This window comes from Streptomyces sp. NPDC054786, assembly GCF_053611685.1.
In genome coordinates this window covers 100,107-122,490 of sequence record NZ_JBSHAW010000004.1, presented here as the reverse complement: position 1 = coordinate 122,490, position 22,384 = coordinate 100,107, and the positions used below count along the sequence as shown (strand labels likewise).

Below are 22,384 nucleotides of genomic sequence, written 5' to 3'. Positions count from 1 at the left end.
CCCAACAACGCCAACCCCGGCGTTCCCCGGTTGACCCCCCCACCCCCCCCCCGGCACTGTGGGGCCCCTCCAATATTAGACCCCGGGGGTGGCCCGCAGTTTCCCCTGCGGGCCACCGCCCCTTTTTGTCCGCGAGTTACGGAACGAAGCCGGGAGCATCAGTCGCAAGATGCTCCCGGCGCGGCGACTCTCTCATCGTCGAGAGCAGCCGTCTCGTGCTGTTGGTCCGCTGCAGAGAGGGTGCCTCTTCGGCCTATTTGGATTCGACTCGTCCGAGCGGGTTGGGGTCGGCCGTCAGCGCGTCACACGTCGCCTGCCAAGCGGAATCCCCGGGATAGAGCTCTGTACGGAGGTAGGCCCATGTGAGCCGCTGGATCGCAGCCACTCGCTCGGGGTTCTCGTCCGTGGTCTCGCCGACGTCATACCCAGAGACCCCGCCGAGCCCGTGCTCCGCGTCGAACAGCGTGAGCAGGGACTTGGGGCCCGGCGAGAGGAGGTACGGATCGGTGTGCCAGTCCGGGCCCCGAACCGTCAGGTGGGCAGAGGCATCCTTGTCACCGGCGACCACGAGCGCGGGCGTCGTCATCTCGGAGAAGTCCGTGGTCAAGAGGAAAGCGAAATTCTCGGCTGTGGACTCGCTGAGGGCATCGCCGCCTCTGCCGGGCGCGGCAAGCAGTACACCCGCCTTGATTCGAGGCTCGGCCAGGTTCACTTCCGTTCCGTCGTGCGGATCGGAGAGCCGGGCGCCCAGCAGCAGACTCGCGGTGTGCCCGCCCATCGAGTGCCCGGCTACGGCGACCTTGCTTCGGTCCAGGCGCCCGAGGAGCTGCGGGACGGCAGCCTCGATCACATCGAGCTGGTCGAGGATGCACTTCATGTCCTCGGCCCGTGATCGCCAGTACAGAGGCGCCCCGGGGGTATCGGGATCCAGTCTCAGTGTCCTGGAGCTCAGATGGGTGGGCTGGATCACGACGAAGCCGTGCGCCGCCCAGAAGTTGGCGAGGGGTGCATAGCCGTTCAGCGAGGAGAGGTGGTTCGAGTAACCCTGGCCGTGCGAGAGGAGGATGACCGGCAGGTCGCTCCCGGTCACGGGCGCGGAGACCCGTACCTCCAGGTCCACGGCTCGGCCGGGAACTAACAGCACCACCGGACTGACCGAGAGGACTGGAGTGGGCGAGCTGCCGGCTGGATAGGTCGATGCACTCATGACGCGTATTTCCCTTCAATGGCCTCTGCTGCCGGTCCCGTTCGGCCGGCAGCGGGTGAGGCGGTCAGAAGCGTCCGGCTTCAGCTAAGCTGAACCGGAACGTTGTTCCGTTTAACATACGGAGCAGTGTTCCGCTTTGTCAACGGCCGTCGAAAGGAGAGCGTGGTGCCCGCTACAAGCCCCTCCGGGGAGGTGCCGGCCCGAAGCAAGCGGGCCGACGCGCAGCGCAACCAGCAGACGCTGCTTGCCGCCGCCGCTGCGGTGTTCGTCACCTCCGGCGTCGATGCGCCCATCCGTGAGATCGCGGCCAGAGCGGGCGTCGGGATGGGGACGATCTACCGCCACTTCCCGACTCGGGCGGATCTCGTCGTCGCCGTCTACCGCCACCAGGTCGAGGCATGCGCCGAGGCCGGCCCGAGCCTGCTGGGTAGTGCCGACTCTCCGCTCGCAGCGCTCCGTCAGTGGGTCGACCTCTTCGTTGATTTCCTGGTCACGAAACACGGGCTCGCCAACGCGCTGCAGTCGGACACCAGCGGCTTCGACGCGCTGCACACCTACTTCCTCGACCGCTTGGTGCCCGTCTGCGCGCAGTTGCTCGACGCCGCGGTCAACGCTGGCGAAATCAGGCCCGGTACACACGCCTACGAACTGATGCGCGGCATCGGCAACCTCTGCATCGGACGTGACAGCGACCCTCGCTACGACCCCCGCCGCTTGGTCGAACTGCTCCTTGAGGGGCTACAGCGACGACCACGGTCTTCCTGATGCCTACGGTGAACTCGTATGCGGCGAGGGGTAGTTCGGACAGCGTTGTGTCGCCAGGCCGCCTGGGTGGCAGGACGAGCATGCGCCGCCAGATCGATGACGACGAGGGGGCGGCGCCTTGTGCGAATCGTCCGCCGGGGCAGCGGAACGGTGGTGACCTGGCGGCGAGCCCAGATGCTTCCGCTGTCCGAGCTGGGCAGGCTCGTCGCGAGGATCGCCGAGGTGACGCTCACCAGCGCGGACCGGACGTAGTCGGGGCCGCGGGAGGACGACTTCCACAAGCCCACGACGAAGAACCGCACGCACTCCCTGGATTTTCGCGGCTACTTGCGCAGCCTCGCCCCACCGAAGGAAGCAGTTCGGCGTCCGTCAGTTTCGGGGGTCGCCCGTACCGTGCCGCAAGAAGGGCGTCCAGGCTGGTAGTCCCACACGAGCCAACGGGCGCCCTTTGCCATGGTCGCGGCCAGCACAAACATCGGACTCATTCATCCAGGAGCTGTCCGGGCGAACAGGTGACTCGCGAGGCTGCTCCTCCTCGCCCAGCCGATCCCGCCCGATCCCCCCAGCCCAACGATCCGAGCCGATGCCGTCACGTGATCGAGGTCTACGCCTTGCAGGCGAGGAGCTGGACCTCTTGGAACTGCCGCTGGTCGGTGGGCTTCGGCTCGATCACCGTGCGGGCTGCCTCAGCCAATCCCTGGTCGCGCAGGAGCGCGGCGAGACGGTCGGGGGACCAGCGGTAGGCCGTTACCACCGCATGGTCGTAGGCCTGCGTCTCGTGGTGGGGGCCGTCGGTGGCGGGGAAGTCGATCAACAGGTGCCCGCCGGGAGCCAGGATCCGGGCGATCTCGGCCAAGATGGCGGGCACGTCCTGCGGCGGGGTATGGATGACGGACCACCGCGAGAGCACCCCGCCCAGTGCGCCGTCCTCGATGTCCAGCGCAGCCATCGAGCCGACCTCGAAGCGAAGTCCGGGGTTCGCCTCGCGAGCGAGCTCGACCATCACGGGGGAGGCGTCGACACCGAAGGCATTCAGGCCCAACCCGTGCAAGTGAGCTGTGACGTACCCAGGCCCACAGCCGAGGTCTGCGACCTGGCCTTCATCGTTCGCCCGCACCAGCTCCGCGAAGGCGCCCAGGAGGGCGCGCTCCAGGGGACGGTCGCGCAGGGAGTCGTGGAACAGCTGCGCGTAGGTGGGGGCGATGGCGTCGTAGGACTCACGGGTGGCACGCAAGGTCTGAAGTTCGGTCACCCGGAGACCGTAGTGGGTGGAGGGCTTCCCGTCGGCGCTCAGATGGATATTGCTGGTGAAGCCGCCACGCGAGCGGCCCACGCCCTCACCTCCTGCGCCACCTCCACCAGCTGGCCGACAAGGCTCTGCCACGGGGCTTCGTCCGGATGTTCTGGCGCGTGGGCCCCTTTGCCGTCACTGGCGCAGGCGGCGGCTCGATGCGAGCGCCGGCGGCGTGCTGGTGCACGCGCACGCTGGTGGAGTCCACCGCGACGTCCCAATCGATCGTGCCGAGTATGTCGGTTGCGGCCTGGACTTGCCGGAACAGGCGTACCCACGTGCCGTCAGCTGACCAGAGTCGATGGCGCTCGTAGCCCCGTCCTCCACGGGCCGAGGATGGCGTGGAGCTCTACCTCGACGAGCCAGTCCGGATCGATGAAACGCGAGACCTCAACAAAGGTGCATGCTGGGCGGACCGCCGCGAACCGCTCTCCGTGGGCTTGTGCGGCTTCCCGCCATCAGAGTCACGTCAGTGAGCATGACGCGGGTCCGCACGACGTCTTCCAGTGATGCCCGCGCTGCATTCGGCGCGCCCTCCGCATATCCAGACACCATGCTCCCAGGGCACAGCACTTACGAAAGAGTCGGACCAGGGCCGGGCCGGAACGGGCTGCCCTCCACTATGTCTCCGAGGCCACTCGTCTCGGGCCTGTGTACGTCGAGGCCGCGGTCGATCCGTCAGCCGGGCGGCCGATGTCCGTCGGCCGGGCGCCGGTACGCGGCCGAGGGGCGTGTCAGTTCGCAAATTTTCCTCTCCTCACCCACTTTGCATGACGCAAACGTTGTCCGGTTCGCGCCTGATCGAGGTACAAAAGAGCATGATCGAGCGCGCGCAAGGGGCACGGAACAGTGGCGATGTCGATGCGGTGACCCGGGCCGTGCTGACCGCCTCGCGGGTGCTCGTCGGCGTCTCCGCTCGCTCGCTGGCCGCGGCCGAGGACAAGGTGACTCTGCCTCAGTTCCGACTGCTGGTCGTGCTGTCCGTGCACGGCGCCGTCAATCTCTCCACGGTTGCCGAGCTGTTGGGCGTCAACCCGTCCACTGCGATGCGCATGATCGACCGGCTGGCCGCCGCGGACTTGGCGGATCGGCGCGCCAACCCCGAAAACCGCCGCGAGACCATGATCCGACTCACCAAGGACGGTCGGCGCATCGTCGAAGAGGTGATGGCCCGGCGCCGGAAAGAGATCTCGGCGATCGTTTCGCGGATGGATCCTGCGCAGGGGAGCGCGCTGGTCGAGGCGCTCACCGCGTTCACGGAGGCCGCGGGTGAGCCGGGCGCTCCGCCCGCCGTGCACGAACCGTATCCGCTGGGCTGGACCGACCCGCCCCCACTCTGATCCGCAATGCGCATGGTGGACCGGCTCATCACGGCGGGCCTGGCAGACCGGCAGACCAACCCCGACAACCGCCGCCAGACCCTACTGCGGCTCACGGAGGAGGGGCGTCGCACCGTGGAGGACGTCACCGGCCGACGCCGTGCCGAGATCAGTGCGATCGTCGAGCGGCTCGCCCCACGTCAACGGACCGCCCTCATCAAGGCGTTGACCGCTCTCAATGAGGCGGGTGGCGAGCCGCCCCCGGATGACGCGGAGCTGCATCCCCTGGGGTGGGCCGACGTCTCTGCGCAGCGTGATGCCGGCGGCTCATGACTCCGGACCCGCGGCAGGCTCTGATCGCCCGTCGCGGCCGCGCGCGTGCGGGCCTGGGGTGAGAGATCTGCACGGGCCGACGCGTGCGCGGAAGGACGCTTCGGCTCCCAGCTGGAATACGCCAGGGTGAGGCGCTGTCGGCCCTGCCTGACTGCTACACGAGGTGCCACTGCGCCATGGGTGGATGCAACCCTCGTGGCACGGCGCTTGTTCATTTGGGGATGGTGGAGGCGACGTCATCGAGCGTGGCGTCATTGACGAGGCCGGTGTCCTCCAGGACGTCCATGTGGTCCTGGACGGTGTTGTTGGTCTGGGTGGCCAGCCGCCGGACCAGAGTGTTCTTGGTGGAGGCCCGGACCTCGCCGATGGTGATGAAGATCTTGCCGTGGGAAGCGCGCAGCAGGTCCACGAAGAGCTGGTCGAACGCCCGGCCATGTGCATTCTTCAGCTGATCCACCCAGCCCTGTTGTTCGGCGGTGGCCTGGTCGGGGATGGGTACGTTCAGCGCCTCGGAGTCCTCCCTGGCCAGCTCGTCGAGCTTGCTGTGGCCGTCGAGCAGATGCATGCCGGCGCGTTTGATGGCTTCGCTCGATGCATGCGTCTGGGCGAGTCGGCCGGCCGGCATCTCCCACAGCCCGGCCTGCCGGACCTTGGTGAGGAAGGTCTTGTCCAGTGCGGTGACGGCACCTGTGTTACCCGCCTGACGGGCTGCTGAGCCTGCTCCTGCTGCCGGGAGCTCGGCGGACACCGACTCGTCGGCGGAGCTGTTTCGCTGGGCAAGCCACACGGATACGGTGGCGATAACGGCCACGAGAGCGACCGTTATGGTGAGCACCCGACCGCGGCTGGATGACTGCCTGGGATTCCGAGCGTGAGACTTCATCATGCCTCCTGGAGTGCGCGACAATTCGCCTGCGAGCGCTGTGGCGCAGCGGACTGCTGGGGCATGAGCCACGCTAATCTTTGCATGAGGCAAACGAATCGATTCAGCGATGATGCTCAAAACCGGGTAACGCTCGAGAACCATCGGATACGATCCCGCCGCCGCATCGCCCTGCCCTCCGCATGCTGCGAATGATGGCGGATCCACCCTCGATAACACTCATGGCCGCTGGACGAGCGCGGGCAGCGGTCAGCTGTCAGGCTCGGCGCTGATCACCGCCGTGATGGGAGCGCTACGAGTCTGCAACTCGGCCTGGAACGGCCTCGGTTGCTGCCTGACCGCGTCCGAGGCGGCAAGGGCTGCAGCTCCAAGGCGCCGTCCGCGCCTGGCTTCCGCGGCGTCGGAACATCGCCCCCCCACACCATTCCGGAACGGACCGGCCGGACCGCAACCGACTACGGCGCGGCTCCACAACCGAGTTCGGAGCGGCTCCGCAACCGAGTTCCGAACGGCAGCCGGGGCGGACGAACGCCGCCTTTCCACCATGGCATGATCGCCGCATGGGTCAGGATAAGGGGTACCTTCTGGACAACCGGCAGGTCGAGGCGGGTACACGCTTCGATGCGCTGGCCGCCCTCTTCGACGCCTCGACGTTTCGGCACTTCGAGACGGTCGGGATCGATGAGGGATGGCGGTGTTGGGAGGTCGGGGCCGGGGGACCGACCGTCTCCGCGTGGCTCGCCGCGCGTACCGGGTCTCGCGGGCGTGTGCTCGCCACCGACATCGACGTGTCCTGGGCCGAGACGGCCGCCGCCGCGGGAGTCGAAGTGCTCCGCCACGACGTCGCCGCCGACGAACCCCCGGCCGGCCCCTTCGACTTGATCCACGCCCGCCTCGTCCTCGTCCACGTCACCGACCGCGATGCCGCGCTGCGCACCATGGCCCAGGCTCTGCGCCCTGGCGGTTGGCTGCTGATCGAGGACGCCGATCCCGCGCTGCAGCCGCTGATCTGCCCCGACGAGTACGGCCCCGAGCAGGAGCTGGCCAACCGGCTGCGCACCGGATTCCGTCAACTGTTGCAGCAGCGCGGTGCCGACCTCGCCTACGGACGCAAGCTGCCGCGGCTGCTGCGCGAGGTCGGCCTCATCGATGTCGAGGCCGACGCCTACTTCCCGATCGCCTCGCCCGCGTGCGACGCCCTCGAAGCGGCCACAGTCCACCAGGTGCGCGGCAAGCTCACCGCCGCGGGCCTCGCCACGGACGAGGAGATCGAGCAGCACCTCGACAACATCGCGGCAGGGCGACTCGATCTGGCCACCTCACCGATGATCTCGGCCTGGGGCCGCCGGCCCTTGGAAGACAGCCCGTAGGACCGGTCCGTCATCCCCCGGCTGCTTCGGGAGCCTTGCCGGAAACCGTCACGTCAGGCGCTTCGGCCTGGGCGTGCGGGAGCCGACGGACTGCGGTGGATGCCAGGGGCAGGACGGCCGCGACGGCGTAGATGATGCCCGCGGTGGTGGTCACCCGGAAGCCGCCGAACGTCTGGGCAAGGGGACTGACGCAGAGCTGGCCGATCGGGATCGTCAGGTAGGACAGCAGATCGTTGCAGGACGAGACACGTGACAGTACGTGCGTGGGAACGTGCTCCTGCAGCGAGGTGTCCCAGCCGATGCCCGTGAGGGAGGAGCCCAGCCCGGCAAGGAAGGCTCCGGCGATCAGCCAGGGGGCGTTGAGGTGCGCGCCCAGCACGAGCAGGGGCAGGGCGCCGAGCGTGCTCGCCAGCTGCCCCAGACGGAGCAGGTGCGTCACCGTCAGCCGGTACATCAGCACACTCATCACCAGCAGGCCGATGGCGCGGGCGCTGAGCACCAATCCCCATGTCGCCTCGCCGCTGCTCTGCCGGGTGAGCGCGGGTCCCAGGATCTGCCAAGTGCCGGTCTGCACCAGGTTGATCACACAGAAGGACACGGCGCCCCTCCAGACCCAGGGGATACGGCGGAACTCGGTCCAGCCCTCGCGGATGCCGGTCAGCAGGGCAGTGGGCCGGGTCCTGGCTGCCGTGGCGGCGACGGCCAGGCGGGTGAGGCATCCCGCCGCCAGAAGGTAGGTCAACGCATCGAAGGCGAGGGCCGGGCCGCTGCCGGAAGCCACGACGAGGAGGCCCGACAGGCTCGGCCCGAGAACCTTCGTGGCATTGCGTACCGACCCCAGCAGCGCGTTCGCCTGCCGGAGCTGCGTCCTGTCGACGAGCTGGGGCACGACACCGCGCAATGCCGGTGTGGTGAACGCGGCGAGGACGCCGCCCATGGCTTCCAGCGCGGCCACGAGGGGCAGCGAGTAGTGGCCGGTCAGCAGGAGCCCAGCGGTGCCGCCCTGGGCGAGCGCACAGCCCAGATTGGCGGCCACCAGCACCGTCCGGCGCGGGAACCGGTCGGAAGCGGCTCCTCCTACCAGAAGAAAGACCAGCAGGGGCGCCATGCGGGCAGCGAGGACGATGCCGAGATCGCCGGTATTGCCCGAGGCGTCCAGGACAGCGAAGGCCAACGCGACCGGTGCCATGGAGCTGCCGAGCAGGGACACCAGTTGCCCGGTGAAGAACCAGCGGAAGTCTGCCTGTTTCAGGAGAGAGGAGTGCACCGGCAAGACTCTCCGGGCGCTTCGAGGCGGACACTATCGTTTCGGCAGGAGGCGAAAGATGACGATGTTGCGCTTGAGTACGACGGCCCTGTCGCGGTCCAGGTTCGCGCTGTCTCCACTGGCCGAGACACTGGGCACGATGATCGTGTTGGGCAAGCCGTGCTCCGACCCATGGCTGGCCACCTGGCACACCCGCCACCGGGACGCATTCATGGCCACTCTCGATGCGGACCCCTTCGCCAAGGGCATGGTCCACTTGTTCGGCTCGACCAAGTGGCTGCCCGAGTTCGTAGCGATCCCCCCGTCGGGCGGTATGCGCACCACTCTCACCAGCGAGCTCAAGGACGTCGCCCGGGTACCCGACGCGGACATCCGCGCGGGGCTGGAGAAATCAGTAGCGCACAGCTGGAAGCGTCACGACCTGAGCTGGCTGTCCGGGCGAGGGTGGGCAGCCAGGACAGCAGACCTGCTCCATGCGGTGTGGAAATCCCATGTCTCCCCGGACTGGACGCGCCGCCGGGCACTGCTCGAACGCGATGTCACCTACCGGGCGGGATTGCTGGCCGCCCACGGCTGGCCCCGTGCCCTGGAGCACATGAGCCGCCGAAGCGCCTGGGTCGGTGCCGACGCGATCCGCTTCAGCGGCCGGCCCGGTCCGGACCGCATCATCGGCGACGAAGGAATGTTGTTCGTCCCCGTGAGCGTGTCGAGCGGTACCTGGCTGTGCGCGACGCCGGAAGGCCGGTACGCACAGGTCTACCCGGCCCGCGGGTCTGCCGCAAGGCCCTTGCCCGGAAGGCCGGTTCACGCCCTGGCGCGGCTGATCGGCACCGGCCGCGCAGCCATCCTCCTCGAACTCCAACACCCCGCAACCAGCAGCGAACTCGCCGCACAACTCCATCAGTCGCTCGGCACCATCGGCGGCCACCTGGCCGTACTACGCGACGCGGACCTGATCAGTGGGACACGAGTCGGCCGTCGCGTGGTCTACCGGCGCACCGAAGCAGGCGATCTTCTCGTCCGACCTCACGAAGCGGCGGGTTCCGGACAGTTGCCCAAGGCCCGCCTCCCCAAAGTTGACGGGACCAGTCCGGCTCCCGACACAGCGGCCCAATGATCGCCGTCGAGAGGGTCACCCACGCACGGTGGCGCCGAGGCGCCTGGTGGAACAGACGGCCGACTCGGGGCAGGGTGAGGCCACGACCTTGTGAAGTGCAGAGCGGGCGGTGCGGAGGACACCGTACGCTCGCACGACGGCGGCCCGAGGGTCTTGATGACGAGGACGGTCAGGCACGCCGGCATCCTCACACCGTTGCTATTCGGGAGCGTCGTGGACTTCAGCCGACCGCAGTCCCAGGTCCAAGTGCCGGCGGCCCTGACCGCCTCCCAGAACGGCGATGCCTGGCGAGCATGGACCGCTGCCCTGCCGACTCTGGCCGAGGAGTTCTTGGACCGCTGGAGTCTGCGACTGGATGGCCCGCCCGCGCACGGAGCCGTCGCACTCGTACTGCCTGTTCTCCAGGCGGACGGCTCGCCCGCGGTACTCAAGCTCCAGCCCGTCGATGAGGAGACACAAGGCGAGCCGCTCGCCCTGCGCGTCTGGGGCACCCGCCACGCGGTCGAACTACTGAACTGCGCCCCGGACTCCGGGGCCATGCTTCTGGAACGTCTCGATGCGACTCGGAGCCTTGCGACGGTGCCCGACGGCACGGCGGCTCTTGAGCACCTTTCCGGGCTGCTGGCGCACCTGGTCGCCGTTCCGGCCCCCGCCGGCCTGCGGCCATTGGCCGATATCGCCCGGGCCATGCTCGACCGGGTTCCCACGTACTGCCGCTCTCTGGCGGACTCCTCCGAGCGCCGACTGCTGGCTACGTGCGCGGCCGCGGTGCGGGAACTACTGGACGAGCCCGGCGACCGGCTTCTGCACTGGGATCTGCACTACGACAACGTTCTCGCCCCTCTTCCGTCCTCACAGGTCTCGGGACGGGCACCCTGGCTCGCCATCGACCCCAAACCCCTTGCCGGCGACCCCGGCTTCGAACTGCTGCCTGCATTGCGAAACCGGTGGGACGACGTGATCGGCACCGCGGACGTGCCGCGGGCCGTACGCCATCGCTTCCACCTCATGACAGAAGTCGTCTGTCTGGACCGCGAGCGGGCCGCCGGATGGACACTCGGCCGCGTCCTGCAGAACTGCCTCTGGGACATCGAGGACGGCGCGGTCACCCTCCAGCCCGAGCAGACAGCCATCGCCCACGCGCTACTCGGCTCCTGACTGTTGCGGCCTCGGGCCACCGGGCCAGTCGGCTCTGGTACTTCAACGAGCGTGCTCGTGCGTTCTACCGAGCCGTAGGCTTCAGCCCAACGGACGTGCTCCTGGATCAGCAGCTCTGACTTCGAAGCTGCGCGCCGCGGAGAACCTCTTGCGCACGGTGGGGGCGGAGGCTCCGGTGGCCGCTGAGGTGATCACGAGATGACGGAGAAGGGCATGCAGCCGTATGCCGAGCTGCCCACCGTCACCGAAGCATTTGCCTGGCCGGCGGTCACGGCCGGGCCGCAGAAGGGCCACGGCCTCGCCGCGCAGCTCGCCGCGACCGAGGCCCGCCGCAGGCAGTACCCCGGCCGGACCACGACCCCCGAACGGCCGCGTCCCCGAACGGTGAGGGGCGCCAGGACGTCAGCCCTGGCGCCCGTCACCGTGCCCGAAGAACTCAGCTTGAGTGTGTCCCGCGAGCACGGAACCACGTCACCACAGTCATGATCGCGGTGAAGTACATCATGGTGGCCGTGAAGGTCACGTCCCTGACGTACGGCTCGTAGCCTTGTGTGCGCAACTGGATCGCGAGGAACCCAAGCGCCGTCGCGAGCCCCGCGAGCGCCATGGTCAGGGCGCCGAATGGGACCTTTTTCATTCCATTTCCTCCAAGCAGTGAAACAACCTGGTCACCGACGACCCTACGTGTCCCGGCCGTCAACTGGCCCCCATCCGGCCCGAATAGCGTCACACCCTGGTGCTGGTTCACGCGTGCTTGCCCTGGCGCACCTTCACGAGGGGCAAGCACGGTGATGGTGGCGGGGAGGCCGAGCTTTCCGTGATCCAAGCCGGCCCCGACACGGTTGTTCCGACCTCCCACCGGTGAGCGTGCCGCCTCGGTTTGCCGAGGCGTCAGGAGGTCCGGGTGGCTTGCGTCGACTGCTTCTCCGAGCCGGCTCCGAGTGGTGCGGGTTCGTCGGACAGGAAGCGGTTCAGTACGTTCGCCACCAGTTGCGACACATTGTTGTCGTAGTGGTTGTGCGACAGCGAACCGCAGTAGGCGATCGAGCCGGCCGACCATACGCCGCCGCCGTTGGGGGTGGGGAAGTACACCATGTCGGCACGTACGCGCGGGTCTTCGGTTCCGCCCGTGCCCGGGGCGTTGAAGTACAGCTCCTCCAGTACTTCGAGGTAGATGTCGGTGTGGTCCTGCGACGCGGCCGCGATCACCGTCTCGGGGGGCGTGCCGAGTTCGGCGCTGTAGATGTCGAGTTCCAGGCCTGAAGCGCCGTCCCCGACGAGCCCGAAGTCGCCGAGGTTCCCGTTCTCCTCGATGCCCTCGAACATCCAGGAGGCACCGTTGAGGCTGTCCGGAGTCTGCCGGTAGTAGGTCGAGACGTCGAAGCCTTGTGCCACGAATCCGACACCGACGAGGCGCTGTGGGGCTCGTCCTCGATGCCGCCACAAGGTGCCGTACTCCCCGGTGAACGAGAGGTGGAACTCACCGGGTTTGCAGCGCCACGCGTTCGAGCCGTGTCCCTTGCGGACCTCAATGATGTTCTTGTTCTCAGGGTCGTAGTTGATGACCCAGTAGAACCCGTTGGCGCCGAGATACATCATGCGGCCACCGGTGTCGAGGTAGCCGTTCAGGGCGTCGAGCATCTGCTCCGAGTAGTACTCGGGATGGGACCCGGTGAGGACCACACGGTAGGGCTTGAGCGCGCTCACACCTTCGTGGTGCAGGTCCTCATCGGTCATGACATCGAAGTCGTACCCCTTCTCGATCAGCCAGTCGATGAGGTGCAGGTCCGCGTTGAACTGCCATAGCGACGGGGAGAGCCAATGCCGGTATCCCGGGCGCATGTTGAGGACGGGGCGCAGACGGGTCGAGTAGGCCACCCCGGAGCCGTCGCTGTGGGCGTCATACGTCGAGCGTCCGAACTCGCGGCGCTCACTGAGCACGATGTTCTGCTGTTGAAGGACGGGTGCTCGCGCGATGAGCATCTGGGCGAGCGGGGTCGAGAGGGCGACGTGGTCGTTGGCGTAGGCCATATAGCTCGCCGTCGGCGCCAGAAAGCAGACCTTCTTCTCCTGGCCTTCGCGGGGACGCACATAGAACGGTACGTAGTCGGTGTCGCCGTCGGCGCGCAACCGAGCCGCGTACAGGCCGGAGGGAAGGTCTTCCGGGACGGTCAGTGTGAAGCTGACTCGCCACCTGGCGTCGTCGAGATCGTCGTCGTGGAAGTGGATGGCGCCGTACTGCTCCGGCGCGTGGATGAAGTTCTGCTCACGCGCCTGCCAGTTGTAGCCGGTGACCGCTCTGGTGGGCACGTTGACCGTACGGCCGTGCAGTCGGTTCGGGGAGACGTCGGTGATGGTGCGGGTGCCCCGGATACCGGAGTCGGTGATCTCCTCCTGGAAGTTCCACGCCGCCGCCAGTGCCGCCCCGCGGGGCGCGTCGACCTGCGAGACGATCTGTTGCGGGGAGAGGGCTTCGCGGTGCATGCGCGGACGGTCCAGTTTGCCGTTGTAGTGGCCTGCGACCACGACGCCGATGAGTTCGTCGGTCAGCGCCTCCACGTATCCGGCCATCACCAACGGAACGTCGTTGTCCGAGGCCGGCGTGACCTGAGACCGCCCGGTGACCACCGCGGTGGTGGACTCCAGCGACGACGCGAGGGTGAACCGCCCGTTGGCCGGGGTCACGAACGGCTCCTGGCGGAGCTGGATCTCGCCGTCGGTGTTCACCGATCCGGACGCGAGGTACCAGGTGCCCGCGAGCAGCGGCTTGCCGGAGGTGACCTTCTGTACTTCGCCGGAGCCGTCGCCGAGCCAGAGCTGCAGACAGCCGTCGTCGCCGATGAACAGGCCGTAACCGGACTGCCTGCCTTCGTGCCACTTGGTGACCAGACCTTGGACCCCCTTGTGCGGGGTGGTGGGGGCGAGGAACACCTGCAGTGTGAGGGGCGCGTCCGTCTGAAGCGTTGGGTGATTGCCCACGAGTATGTGCGAGCCGGCGTGGACGCGTTGGACCCGGCCGGGGAAGTCGGCGTCGACCTCGGTGTGCACGGGCTCGATCTTGAAACCCGGACCGTCGGGATGGGTGTCCCCGTGGATCAGCTTGACGATGTCCGCGTGGTACCGCTCGGCGTCGCAGCTGACGAGGAAGTCCACCCGTTGGCCGGGGCGGATGCTCAGTTGCTCGCTATAGCCGACGACCTTCATCGGAACTCATCCCTCACTCCGTGAGCAGCCCGGCGTCGCGCAGACGCTTGAGGAAAAGTGCATGCTCCGCCTCGTATCGGTCAGGGAACGCCTCGTCGAGGAGTTGCGGCGGCAGGCCGTCGCGGAGCACTGCGATGCGCCACTCCTCGTGCGGTTTGGTGCAGACCAGGATGTATTTGCCGGTCATCTCGAAGTGGTGCCTGCGCAGATAGGTGAGGACCCGCTCAAGGTCGTCACTGTGCTTGCCGATCGGGCGGCGTCGATGCTCCTCGACGATCTCCGGCCTGACGCGCGGCTTGATCTCGGTCTCGAAGAGGTGATTCTCGACTTGGCGGTAAACGGCATGTTCGCGTGCGTTCTGCTCGTCGAGCGAGGGGAGAACAACGCTCATCGATTCCTCCCGGAGGTGCAGAGCGATCGATCGAGTGCGGGAGGCCGACAGCCTCCACGGTGGGCCGCGACCCTGGTCGGGCGGTCGCGAGGCGTCCGTGTGCGAACAGCGCCCGCCCGACGCATCCGTCTACTCGGCGCATCCGCCTCGACACACGGCGCTCGTCGTGGGGCAGAACACCGGCACTACCCACCAGTGTGTTGGGTGCCCCGGCATGACGCACCTTGTCCACGTCCCGGGGACCACCGGCTGTGCGCGTGAGGACCACCCCCTGTGCGCACGGCGCAACGATGCTGGTTGAGCAGGACGACGTCCCGTGCGGCACAGACTCTCTGGCCTGCGGCAACGCCACTCGCAATCTGACTATGTACACGTTTCGCCCGTCCGGGTCGACTGTGGTGCAGAAGAACCCCGACCGTCCGCCGATCCCTTCGGCCACTCGCCCGGACACCTAGGGTGCGATCAGCCCCGGGGGCGGAAGTCGGCCCGCCGGGCCTGCCTGAAATGGAGCGCGACGTGACATTCTCGCCCCTGGTTCGAAAAGGGATCTGGATCGCACCCCTTCTGCTGGCGACTGTGGGTATCGGCGTCGCCGTCGTCGTAGGCATTGCGGATGCCAGCAGCACGACACGGACCGAGCGGGCCGCCCCCGACAGTCCGTTGCTTGCCGAGATTGCCGAGCAGATCGCGTTGCCGGCGCGGACCTGGACGGCGTCGGGTATCCACACGGCCAAGGGATATACGACCGAGGCGGCCGAGACCATCAACGTCCAGGGCATGACGGCCGACTGCGACAACATCAACCTGAACAGGAAGCTGGCCGCCGACTACCGCAGGGATGTGTTCGGTCCTGGCATGAAGGGGTTCTTCTACAAGTGCCAAAAGGTCGGCCCGGACACCAACAAGTACTGGTTCACCATCAGTTCCGCGGACCGTACCCAGATTGACAAGCTCTGCGAGCCGAGCACCAAGTACCCGGTCGTCCACGACGAGCAGCACCACACCTACTGGATCGACAAGCCGTTCACCTGCACCAGCCGGGCCGAACCTTCGTAGGGCGTCTCGACGCCCGATCAGCCTGGTGCTGCGGCAGAAGACTCTCGGCTGGGGCCAGGCCCCCGGTTCGGCTGCCCAGCAGGCGGGTGAAAACCTGCAACCTGCCTGCTGGGCGGACGATCACGGTGCTGCTCCTCCTGCCGCGTTATGCGGTCGCGGCCTCGTAGACCGCCTTCGACAGACGGGCGTTCTCCGGCGCCGCGCCGCCCGGGAAGGCGAACCGGCGGCGTGTGTAGCCGTATGCGAGCCCCGAGCGCGCGTCGCCGAAGGCGAGCGAGCCGGCCGCGCCGCTGTGGCCGAAGGCGTTCGCGCCGAGCGCAGGGAAGAACGTGCTGACGGCCGGGACGTTGCCGCTGAGTGTGCCAGGACTGTGACGGCAGCTGGGACGTTCAATCAACGGGCGGGTCTGACGGCACGGTTGAGCCGAGACGTTGCCGTGACCGGAAAGGTTCACCGGGCTGTGGCAGTAGCGCAGTGTCAGCTGAAATTCGGTTCGTGCTGTGTGGCAGGCGCTCTATTGTGGCGCGGTGACGACTCAGATGATCATTCTCAACGGTGGGTCCAGCTCGGGGAAGTCCGGGATCGTACGGTGCCTACAGGCCGTACTGCCGGATCCGTGGCTGGCGTTCGGGGTCGATTCGCTCATCGACGCGATGCCGGCGAAGATGCAGATGTCGGACCAGGGGATCGAGTTCGACGCGGACGGCGGGGTGAGCGTCGGGGAGGACTTCCGGGTGCTGGAGGCAGCCTGGATGGAAGGCGTCGTGGCGATGGCCCGTGCAGGCGCCCGGGTCATCATTGATGAGGTTTTCCTCGGCGGAGCGGCGTCCCAGCAGCGGTGGCAGAAGGCTCTTGGCGGGTTGGCCGTGCTGTGGGTCGGCGTCAGGTGTGAGAGTGCGGTAGCCGCCGACCGTGAGGTCGCACGGGGAGATCGGGTCCAGGGAATGGCCGCCTCGCAGGCACATCGGGTTCACGAGGGCGTGATCTATGACCTGGAGGTGGACACCACGCACACCGAGTCCCTGGTGTGTGCGCGAACCATCGCCGCACAGGTCGGCTGATCGACGGATCCGCTCCCAGCCGCCTGGCCTGCAACTGCACTGGCGCAGGTCATCGCGGTCAGTATCCGGAGCGCCTGTGGACATGTTGGTGGGTCCTCGGCCGCGCACGCGGACGACGGGTGTGTGCCCGACGCGGCCCCGGCGGACCCACCGTCGTCAGGCGAACGACTCCGACAGCGCCCCATCAAGTTCAGTGGTGCTTCAAGCCTCGGGCTTTCACGAGGGGCGCTGTCCGGTAGGTGTCCGAGAACGTAGAAAGTGCCTCCGAGCTGCAACGATAGGACGTGCTGAGGGTCCTGTACGTGGTAGCGGAAGAGGCACTTCCCAGGTGACGAACAGTTACGGGCCGGGTCCGCGTGTCCGCGTTGCGGGCGGCGGTCGTGGGGTGGTCATCAACTGCTTGGCGTTGTTCAGTCGGAAGCTACGGATGGGGCTTCTCGGTGTGGTCGGTCAAGGCAGGATCTCGATGTACCCGTCGGTTCCGTGCACGCGGATCCGCTGCCCGTCGCGGATCAGCCGGGTGGCCTGCTCCACGCCCACGACGGCCGGCAAGCCGTACTCCCGGGCGATCACTGCGCCATGGGTCATCAGGCCGCCCACCTCCGTCACCAGGCCCGCGATTCCGACGAACAGCGGCGACCAGCTGGGGTCCGTGAAGGTCGTGACCAGGATGTCGCCCGCTTCGAGATCGGCCTCCGCCATGTCAAGGATGACGCGGGCCCTTCCTTCGATGGTCCCGGCGGAAACCGGTAGGCCGGTCAGGGCGCCGGCCGGCACGTCGTCGCGCCGGTACGCCCCGGTGACGGCCTCACCATCCGATGTGAGCACCCGGGGCGGTGTGAGCGCGTGGTACGACCGGAACGCGTCCTTGCGCTGCTGGATGAGCCGGTCATCCACCTGATTCGAGCGCACGACGTCGTGGAGTTCCTGGAACGTGAGGTAGAAGATGTCCTCCTTCTCAGGAAGCACGCCTGCCTGCACGAGGCGCTCGGCCTCCTTCAGCAGGGCCTGCTTGTAGACGAAGTAGCGGCTGACGATGCCGTACTTCGGGTACTCCCGGTACCCGATGAAGGTTCTGACCCGGTCGATCATCCGCTTGGCCTCGTCGGCTTTCCGGTCCCCGTCCGGCAGGGCCCGCAAGCGTGACAGCACGTCCTGTTCCTTCTTCTGCGCCTTCTGCCGCCCTTGCTCGAAGCGCCGCTCGGCGGCGCCCGGTTCGAAGTTCCTGACGTTGTCGAGGATCACGGGCACCAGCGTGGTGGGGCGCTCGCGCCAACGCGGCCTCGTGATGTCGATCTCGCCGACGCAGCGCATGCCGTACCGGTCGAGGTAGGCCTCGATGGCGTCGCGCGCTGCGGTCCCGCCCGCGCGCTTCGCCAGCTCGTCCAGGAAGGCCGGGTATTCGACGCCCTCGACGCCCTGCAGGAACGCCACCACCTCCGACTGCGGGCGGATCACGTCCGCGACGTCAAGCAGTGCCAGTCCCATCTCCGACGTGACGTCGCCGGGGGCGGACAGCGTGAGCGTGTCAGCCGCGTTCTTCTCGCCCAGCCACTCCAGCAGCTTGTCGTTGAGCCACCACGTGGCCTCCATCCCCGCCATGATCGCCTGAAGGTTCAGCGGATCACTGAGGACTCTCTTGTGCTCCTCGAAGGCCGCCAGCAGGAAGTCGAACAGTGCCGGTCCGGTCTTCGTCCGGATGTCGCGCTCCAGGGCGGCGATGGACACCCGGCTGCGCTCGATCAGCTCGGTGACGATGGCCGGATCGGTCTCGGTCGGGGCGGGCGCACCGCCGGCCGGCGGCCCGCCGGGACCCGTGTCCGGGAGCGACGGGACGAAATCGTCACGGTCGAGGACGGTCTCCAGGGCGTCCCTGACCAGCGGATCGCCTCTCCCCATGAGCTCCAGGAGGCCGGCGCGGCTCGCGGGCGAGGACAGGCGCCGGGTGACGTCGACGAACAGCCTCCCGCCGGCCGTGTGCATCGGCACCATGGCCGTCAGCTGCCACACGGAGAGCCCGAGGGGCTTCATGGGGTCGGTCATCATCTGCTGGTGGCCGACGGAGACGTAGAGGTGATTCTCCTGGTCGCCGGCCTCCGGGATGGGGAACAGCGTCGTGATCGGCCGGCTCTGAACGATCTGGAAGCCGTCATCGGCCAGGCACCATTCGATGTCCTGCGGGCGGCCGAAGTGCGCTTCGATCCGCCGCCCGAGCTGCACGAGCCGCACGACCTGCGCATCCGTCAGCGCCGGCCGTTCCTGCCGCTGCGAGTCGATCGCCACTTCCTGCGTACCGCCGGCCGGCAGGGCGTGCACGGCACGCTGTTTGGCGGCGATCGCCTTGGCGACGACCTCGCCGTGTCGCACCGTGAAGACGTCCGGGTTCACCAGGCCGGAGACCAGGGCCTCGCCGAGGCCGAAGCCGGCGTCCACGGTGGCGACCTTCCGGTTGCCCGTGACGGGGTCGGCCGTGAACAGGATGCCGGCCGCATGCGGGAACACCATCTGCTGCACGACCACGGCCATCTGGACCGTACGGTGGTCGATGCCGTTCCGCTGGCGGTAGGTCACGGCCCGCTCGGTGAACAGCGAGGCCCAGCACCGGCTGACGTGCTGGAGGATCGCCGTCGGCCCCACGACGTTCAGGTACGTGTCCTGCTGGCCGGCGAAGGAGGCCGTCGGCAGGTCCTCTGCCGTCGCGCTGGACCGGACGGCGTAGGCGGCTTGCTCGCCGAGCTGGGCGAGCGCGCGGGTGATCGCCGCCGCGAGATCGCCCGGGATGGCAATCCCTTCGATGGTCCGGCGAATCTGCGCGCTGAGCGTGCGGATCGCCTCCCGGTCGTCCGGGTTCAAGCGCGACAGCTGATCGAGCCGATCGTCGATCGACGGCGCTTCCGCCATGATCCGCCGGAAGGCGTCCGTCGTCACGCAAAAGCCACCCGGCACGCGGATGCCTTCGATCCGCGACAGCCCGCCCAGGTGCGCGCCCTTACCGCCAACGACCGCGACCTGCGTCTCGTCAACCTCTTGAAGACCCAACACGTACTGCTCGATCACTGCGATACCTCCGAGGCAGCCGTGCTCCGCCCCACTGCGGTGGCCGATCGAATCACCGGCGCCTCCAGCCCTGCCGAACCTCTTGCCGGGCACGTCCTCATCCCTGGCTGCCTTCCCTCCGACGAGCCGGCCGGCCACACCGCCCAGCCGGGCGGCGCGCACACCCGCCGCACCTCCGCCCCGAGCGCCTGCCACCGCACTGCCGGTCCCACCCCTGATTCGACGTCACCGCGTCCCCCATACGTCGACAACAACACACGCACGTACTGCCCCCATTTCCGCAGGTTGTGGCCTCGGCCGACGATTCTGCGCCCCGACCCGGGCCTTGCCGCAAGCCCCCCAGTGCGCTATAGCTTGGTAGTGGCAGGGAGAGAGATCTCCTTGCCTTTGCTTTTTGGCGTCCGCTGGAACGGACAAGCTTCTCGCGAAGCGGTGGCGCGCCGCGTACGGGTACGCGGCGTTGGCCCAGGCGGATGTCCCGTCGGCCTGCGGATGCAGCCGCGGAACCAGGCGTTCTTTCCCTTGTCGGCAAGGCCGAACACCGTCGAGCGCGCCGCCATCTCCCGGAGGTCGTCGCGCCACGCGAGTGCTGGGCGAAGCTCCGACAGCCGGGCCACGATCTGGGCGGGGTGGCGCGGGGCCGTTCGCTTGGATGCCGGCCGATGTGAGCAACGGATGGCCTGGCATTCGCGTGATCGGCGAGGTGAGGGGTGCCGGACCGGGTAGGGGATTTTGTGTATTCACCCATGACGAACCCGGGTTCCTGGTGGCCGCGGCTTCACGGGAAGATTTCAGATGATCAGCAGGCGAACCTTCGGAAAGGCCCTCGGTACGGGAGCGGTGGTGGCTTCAGCTGCCGGCCTTTCCTGGGCATGCTCGAAGGCCGTGCCCAATGACAACGATCAGGGTCCGCCGACGATCGCCCAAGGAAGGGAAGAGCCGGGGAAGGAATCGCCTTTCGGCACATTGAAGCAGGTCAGGGCCGGCGTCCTCAATGTTGGATACGCTGAGGCAGGGCCGGCCCATGGTCCCGCGGTCATTCTGCTGCACGGCTGGCCTTACGACATCCACAGCTATGCCGCTGTCGCGCCTTTGCTGGCGGCGAAGGGCTACCGCGTCATCGTCCCGTATCTGCGTGGCCATGGCACGACGCGTTTTCTTTCGAGCAAGACGTTCCGCAACGCACAGCAGTCGGTATTCGCTCTCGACATCATCGCTTTGATGGACGCATTGCGGATCGACAAGGCGATCCTCGCCGGCTACGACTGGGGATCACGGACGGCGGACATCATCGCGGCACTCTGGCCGGAGCGGGTCAAGGGCCTGGTCTCCGTGACCGGCTATCTGATCACGAACCGTGAAGCCAATAAGAAGCCGTTGCCGCCGAAGGCCGAATGGGCGTGGTGGTATCAGTTCTACTTCGCCACGGAAAGAGGCCGGCTCGGCCTGGAGCAGAACCGGCATGACCTTGCGAAGTTGATCTGGAAGTTCAACTCACCTACCTGGAATTTTGATGCTGCCACATTCGATCGCACCGCGGCAGCATTCAGCAATCCCGATTACGTCAGCATCGTGATCCACAATTATCGCTGGCGGCTGAGCCTGGCCCAGGGCGACCCACGGTACGACGGCCTCGAAAGGCGCCTGGCCCAAGGCCCTGTCATCACCGTGCCCACCCTCACCCTTGATGGCGCGGCAGATCCCTTCACGCCTGCGGGCGGCGGCTCCTCCTATCGCGACAAATTCACCGGCCGATACGCGCACCGCACTCTGCAGGGCATTGGCCACAATGTGCCCCAGGAAGCCCCCAGAGCCTTCGCGCAGGCCGTCGTGGACGTCGACCATTTCCGCGCACCCGAGCGGAATCCCGCCAAGTGACACGCCGGCCTCTTCTGAACCGCAAATCCACCCACGGCACCTGAATGGGCGTGGCAATCCGCCCAACTGCTCCTCCACGGGCGCGCGTTCGGCGCAGACCGGGAAGGCTGGCCTACATCTCGCCCGTGCTGCGAAGGAGAGCTGCTGTGATGTCGTCCCTCGCCAGAACGGGTGCCGCCCTTACGCTCGGCCTCATCAGCGCCGCCGGCGGCATCGTGGGAGCGGGACTCACCGCGGCCGGCCGCAAACTGTCGGCCTTCCTCCTGTGAAGACCGTACAGAAGGCCGCCGTCATCACCGGTGCTTCCCACGGTATCGGGGCCGCGCTCGTCACCGCGTACCGCGCGCTCGGGTACGGGGTCGTCGCGATCTCTCGCACCATCGGCGAATCCAGCGACGCCGGGATACTGGCCGTCCGCGGAGACGTGGCCGAGCAGGGCGTCGGCGCCCGGGTCGTAGAGGCGGCCCTGGCGCGCTTCGGCCGGATCGACACACTGATCAACAACGCCGGAACCTTCCTCGCCAAGCCGTTCACCGACTACACCGACGAGGACTACGACGCCATGACCGGGGTGAACCTGCGCGGATTCTTCGAGCTCTCCCGCAGCGCCGTCGCCGCCATGCTCGCGCGGGATGGCGGGGGCCATCTGGTGAACCTCTCCACCAGCCTGGTCGACCACGCCGACTCGCAGCAGCCGTCGGCGCTCGCGTCGCTGACCAAAGGCGGGCTGAACGCGGTCACCAAGGCACTGGCGATCGAGTACGCGGGGCGCGGCATCAGGGTCAACACCGTCGCGCTGGGCATCATCCGCACGCCGATGCACCCGGCCGCGACGTACGAGGGCCTCGCCGCGTTGCACCCGCTCGGCCGGACGGGCGAGGTCGACGACGTCGTCGACGCGATCGTCTACCTCGAGAACGCCTCGTTCGTCACCGGAGAGATCCTGCACGTCGACGGCGGCCAGAGCGCGGGGCGTTGAGCATGCGAGGGCCAACGCCGGCTCGCGGCGCGTGACCGATGCCCGATC

18 protein-coding genes and 3 pseudogenes are annotated in these 22,384 nt (G+C 67.7%); 11 read left to right on the top strand and 10 right to left on the bottom strand.

Annotated elements, in window-relative coordinates; translation table 11 throughout:
- Positions 1-253: 253 nt before the first annotated feature.
- Entirely contained in the window at positions 254-1,207 is a 954-nt protein-coding gene (locus tag ACWGI6_RS05330) for an alpha/beta hydrolase family protein (RefSeq protein WP_453266230.1), read from the bottom strand.
- A 165-nt stretch (positions 1,208-1,372) separates the two neighbouring features.
- Here ACWGI6_RS05330 and ACWGI6_RS05325 point away from each other — a divergent pair, with 165 nt between their 5' ends.
- Both ACWGI6_RS05325 and ACWGI6_RS05320 read left to right on the top strand, forming a co-directional pair.
- Positions 1,373-1,972, top strand: a complete 600-nt coding sequence (locus tag ACWGI6_RS05325; protein WP_453266229.1) for a TetR/AcrR family transcriptional regulator — start codon at positions 1,373-1,375, stop codon at positions 1,970-1,972.
- Positions 1,973-2,092: 120 nt separating this feature from the next.
- Entirely contained in the window at positions 2,093-2,224 is a 132-nt protein-coding gene (locus ACWGI6_RS05320; RefSeq protein ID WP_453266318.1) for a hypothetical protein, read from the top strand.
- 352 nt (positions 2,225-2,576) lie between these two features.
- On the opposite strand, the gene ACWGI6_RS05315 is transcribed toward ACWGI6_RS05320, so the two are convergent.
- Both ACWGI6_RS05315 and ACWGI6_RS05310 read right to left on the bottom strand, forming a co-directional pair.
- Positions 2,577-3,224: a class I SAM-dependent DNA methyltransferase gene (locus ACWGI6_RS05315; protein WP_453266316.1), complete on the bottom strand. Its 648-nt coding sequence runs from the start codon at positions 3,222-3,224 to the stop codon at positions 2,577-2,579.
- Positions 3,225-3,251: 27 nt separating this feature from the next.
- Positions 3,252-3,576: pseudogene (locus ACWGI6_RS05310) on the bottom strand (hypothetical protein); the annotation flags it as partial.
- A 505-nt stretch (positions 3,577-4,081) separates the two neighbouring features.
- Here ACWGI6_RS05310 and ACWGI6_RS05305 point away from each other — a divergent pair.
- Complete coding sequence (locus ACWGI6_RS05305) at positions 4,082-4,603, top strand: MarR family winged helix-turn-helix transcriptional regulator (RefSeq protein WP_453266315.1); 522 nt, start codon at positions 4,082-4,084, stop codon at positions 4,601-4,603.
- Positions 4,604-4,915 (top strand): annotated as a pseudogene (locus ACWGI6_RS05300) (MarR family winged helix-turn-helix transcriptional regulator); the annotation flags it as partial.
- A gap of 211 nt (positions 4,916-5,126) precedes the next feature.
- Here ACWGI6_RS05300 and ACWGI6_RS05295 read toward each other — a convergent pair.
- Positions 5,127-5,726: a DUF4142 domain-containing protein gene (locus ACWGI6_RS05295; protein WP_453266228.1), complete on the bottom strand. Its 600-nt coding sequence runs from the start codon at positions 5,724-5,726 to the stop codon at positions 5,127-5,129.
- Positions 5,727-6,358: 632 nt separating this feature from the next.
- On the opposite strand from ACWGI6_RS05295, the gene ACWGI6_RS05290 reads away from it, so the two are divergent.
- Positions 6,359-7,168 carry a methyltransferase domain-containing protein gene (locus ACWGI6_RS05290; protein WP_453266227.1) on the top strand — a complete coding sequence of 270 codons (810 nt, stop codon included), beginning with the start codon at positions 6,359-6,361 and terminating at the stop codon, positions 7,166-7,168.
- A 10-nt stretch (positions 7,169-7,178) separates the two neighbouring features.
- Here ACWGI6_RS05290 and ACWGI6_RS05285 read toward each other — a convergent pair whose 3' ends face one another.
- The gene (locus ACWGI6_RS05285) at positions 7,179-8,435 is read right to left on the bottom strand and encodes an MFS transporter (protein ID WP_453266226.1); all 1,257 of its coding nucleotides are present in this window, start codon (positions 8,433-8,435) and stop codon (positions 7,179-7,181) included.
- Between the two features lie 58 nt (positions 8,436-8,493).
- On the opposite strand from ACWGI6_RS05285, the gene ACWGI6_RS05280 reads away from it, so the two are divergent.
- Together ACWGI6_RS05280 and ACWGI6_RS05275 are read left to right on the top strand one after the other, a co-directional pair.
- On the top strand, positions 8,494-9,552 hold the full coding sequence (locus tag ACWGI6_RS05280; RefSeq protein WP_453266225.1) for an ArsR family transcriptional regulator: 1,059 nt from the start codon (positions 8,494-8,496) through the stop codon (positions 9,550-9,552).
- Positions 9,553-9,765: 213 nt separating this feature from the next.
- Positions 9,766-10,710: an aminoglycoside phosphotransferase family protein gene (locus tag ACWGI6_RS05275; protein ID WP_453266224.1), complete on the top strand. Its 945-nt coding sequence runs from the start codon at positions 9,766-9,768 to the stop codon at positions 10,708-10,710.
- Between the two features lie 436 nt (positions 10,711-11,146).
- On the opposite strand, the gene ACWGI6_RS05270 is transcribed toward ACWGI6_RS05275, so the two are convergent.
- The 3 genes from ACWGI6_RS05270 to ACWGI6_RS05260 form a co-directional block, all read right to left on the bottom strand.
- Positions 11,147-11,458 carry an SCO3870 family protein gene (locus ACWGI6_RS05270; protein ID WP_453266223.1) on the bottom strand — a complete coding sequence of 104 codons (312 nt, stop codon included), beginning with the start codon at positions 11,456-11,458 and terminating at the stop codon, positions 11,147-11,149.
- Positions 11,459-11,601: 143 nt separating this feature from the next.
- Positions 11,602-13,914, bottom strand: a complete 2,313-nt coding sequence (locus tag ACWGI6_RS05265; protein WP_453266222.1) for a N,N-dimethylformamidase beta subunit family domain-containing protein — start codon at positions 13,912-13,914, stop codon at positions 11,602-11,604.
- A gap of 13 nt (positions 13,915-13,927) precedes the next feature.
- On the bottom strand, positions 13,928-14,305 hold the full coding sequence (locus ACWGI6_RS05260) for a hypothetical protein (protein WP_453266221.1): 378 nt from the start codon (positions 14,303-14,305) through the stop codon (positions 13,928-13,930).
- A gap of 516 nt (positions 14,306-14,821) precedes the next feature.
- Here ACWGI6_RS05260 and ACWGI6_RS05255 point away from each other — a divergent pair.
- Positions 14,822-15,361 (top strand): hypothetical protein, encoded by a 540-nt coding sequence (locus ACWGI6_RS05255; RefSeq protein ID WP_453266220.1) that lies wholly within the window; start codon positions 14,822-14,824, stop codon positions 15,359-15,361.
- A 145-nt stretch (positions 15,362-15,506) separates the two neighbouring features.
- Here the strand turns inward: ACWGI6_RS05255 and ACWGI6_RS05250 are convergent.
- A pseudogene (locus tag ACWGI6_RS05250) lies at positions 15,507-15,689 on the bottom strand (EstA family serine hydrolase); the annotation flags it as partial.
- Positions 15,690-15,888: 199 nt separating this feature from the next.
- Here ACWGI6_RS05250 and cpt point away from each other — a divergent pair.
- Entirely contained in the window at positions 15,889-16,422 is a 534-nt protein-coding gene (gene cpt, locus ACWGI6_RS05245; RefSeq protein ID WP_453266219.1) for a chloramphenicol phosphotransferase CPT, read from the top strand.
- 450 nt (positions 16,423-16,872) lie between these two features.
- On the opposite strand, the gene rph is transcribed toward cpt, so the two are convergent.
- Positions 16,873-19,479, bottom strand: a complete 2,607-nt coding sequence (gene rph / locus ACWGI6_RS05240) for a rifamycin-inactivating phosphotransferase (protein WP_453266218.1) — start codon at positions 19,477-19,479, stop codon at positions 16,873-16,875.
- Positions 19,480-20,274: 795 nt separating this feature from the next.
- On the opposite strand from rph, the gene ACWGI6_RS05235 reads away from it, so the two are divergent.
- Together ACWGI6_RS05235 and ACWGI6_RS05230 are read left to right on the top strand one after the other, a co-directional pair.
- Complete coding sequence (locus tag ACWGI6_RS05235) at positions 20,275-21,357, top strand: alpha/beta fold hydrolase (protein ID WP_453266217.1); 1,083 nt, start codon at positions 20,275-20,277, stop codon at positions 21,355-21,357.
- 265 nt (positions 21,358-21,622) lie between these two features.
- The gene (locus tag ACWGI6_RS05230; protein WP_453266216.1) at positions 21,623-22,336 is read left to right on the top strand and encodes an SDR family NAD(P)-dependent oxidoreductase; all 714 of its coding nucleotides are present in this window, start codon (positions 21,623-21,625) and stop codon (positions 22,334-22,336) included.
- Positions 22,337-22,384 lie beyond the last annotated feature (48 nt).

Coding starts and splice junctions, on each gene's coding strand:
- ACWGI6_RS05330 (WP_453266230.1), bottom strand. CDS start 1,207: ATGAGTGCATCGACCTATCCAGCCGGCAGCTCGCCCACTCCAGTCCTC.
- ACWGI6_RS05305 (WP_453266315.1), top strand. CDS start 4,082: ATGATCGAGCGCGCGCAAGGGGCACGGAACAGTGGCGATGTCGATGCG.
- ACWGI6_RS05290 (WP_453266227.1), top strand. CDS start 6,359: ATGGGTCAGGATAAGGGGTACCTTCTGGACAACCGGCAGGTCGAGGCG.
- ACWGI6_RS05280 (WP_453266225.1), top strand. CDS start 8,494: ATGACGATGTTGCGCTTGAGTACGACGGCCCTGTCGCGGTCCAGGTTC.
- ACWGI6_RS05265 (WP_453266222.1), bottom strand. CDS start 13,914: ATGAAGGTCGTCGGCTATAGCGAGCAACTGAGCATCCGCCCCGGCCAA.
- ACWGI6_RS05260 (WP_453266221.1), bottom strand. CDS start 14,305: ATGAGCGTTGTTCTCCCCTCGCTCGACGAGCAGAACGCACGCGAACAT.
- ACWGI6_RS05235 (WP_453266217.1), top strand. CDS start 20,275: ATGATCAGCAGGCGAACCTTCGGAAAGGCCCTCGGTACGGGAGCGGTG.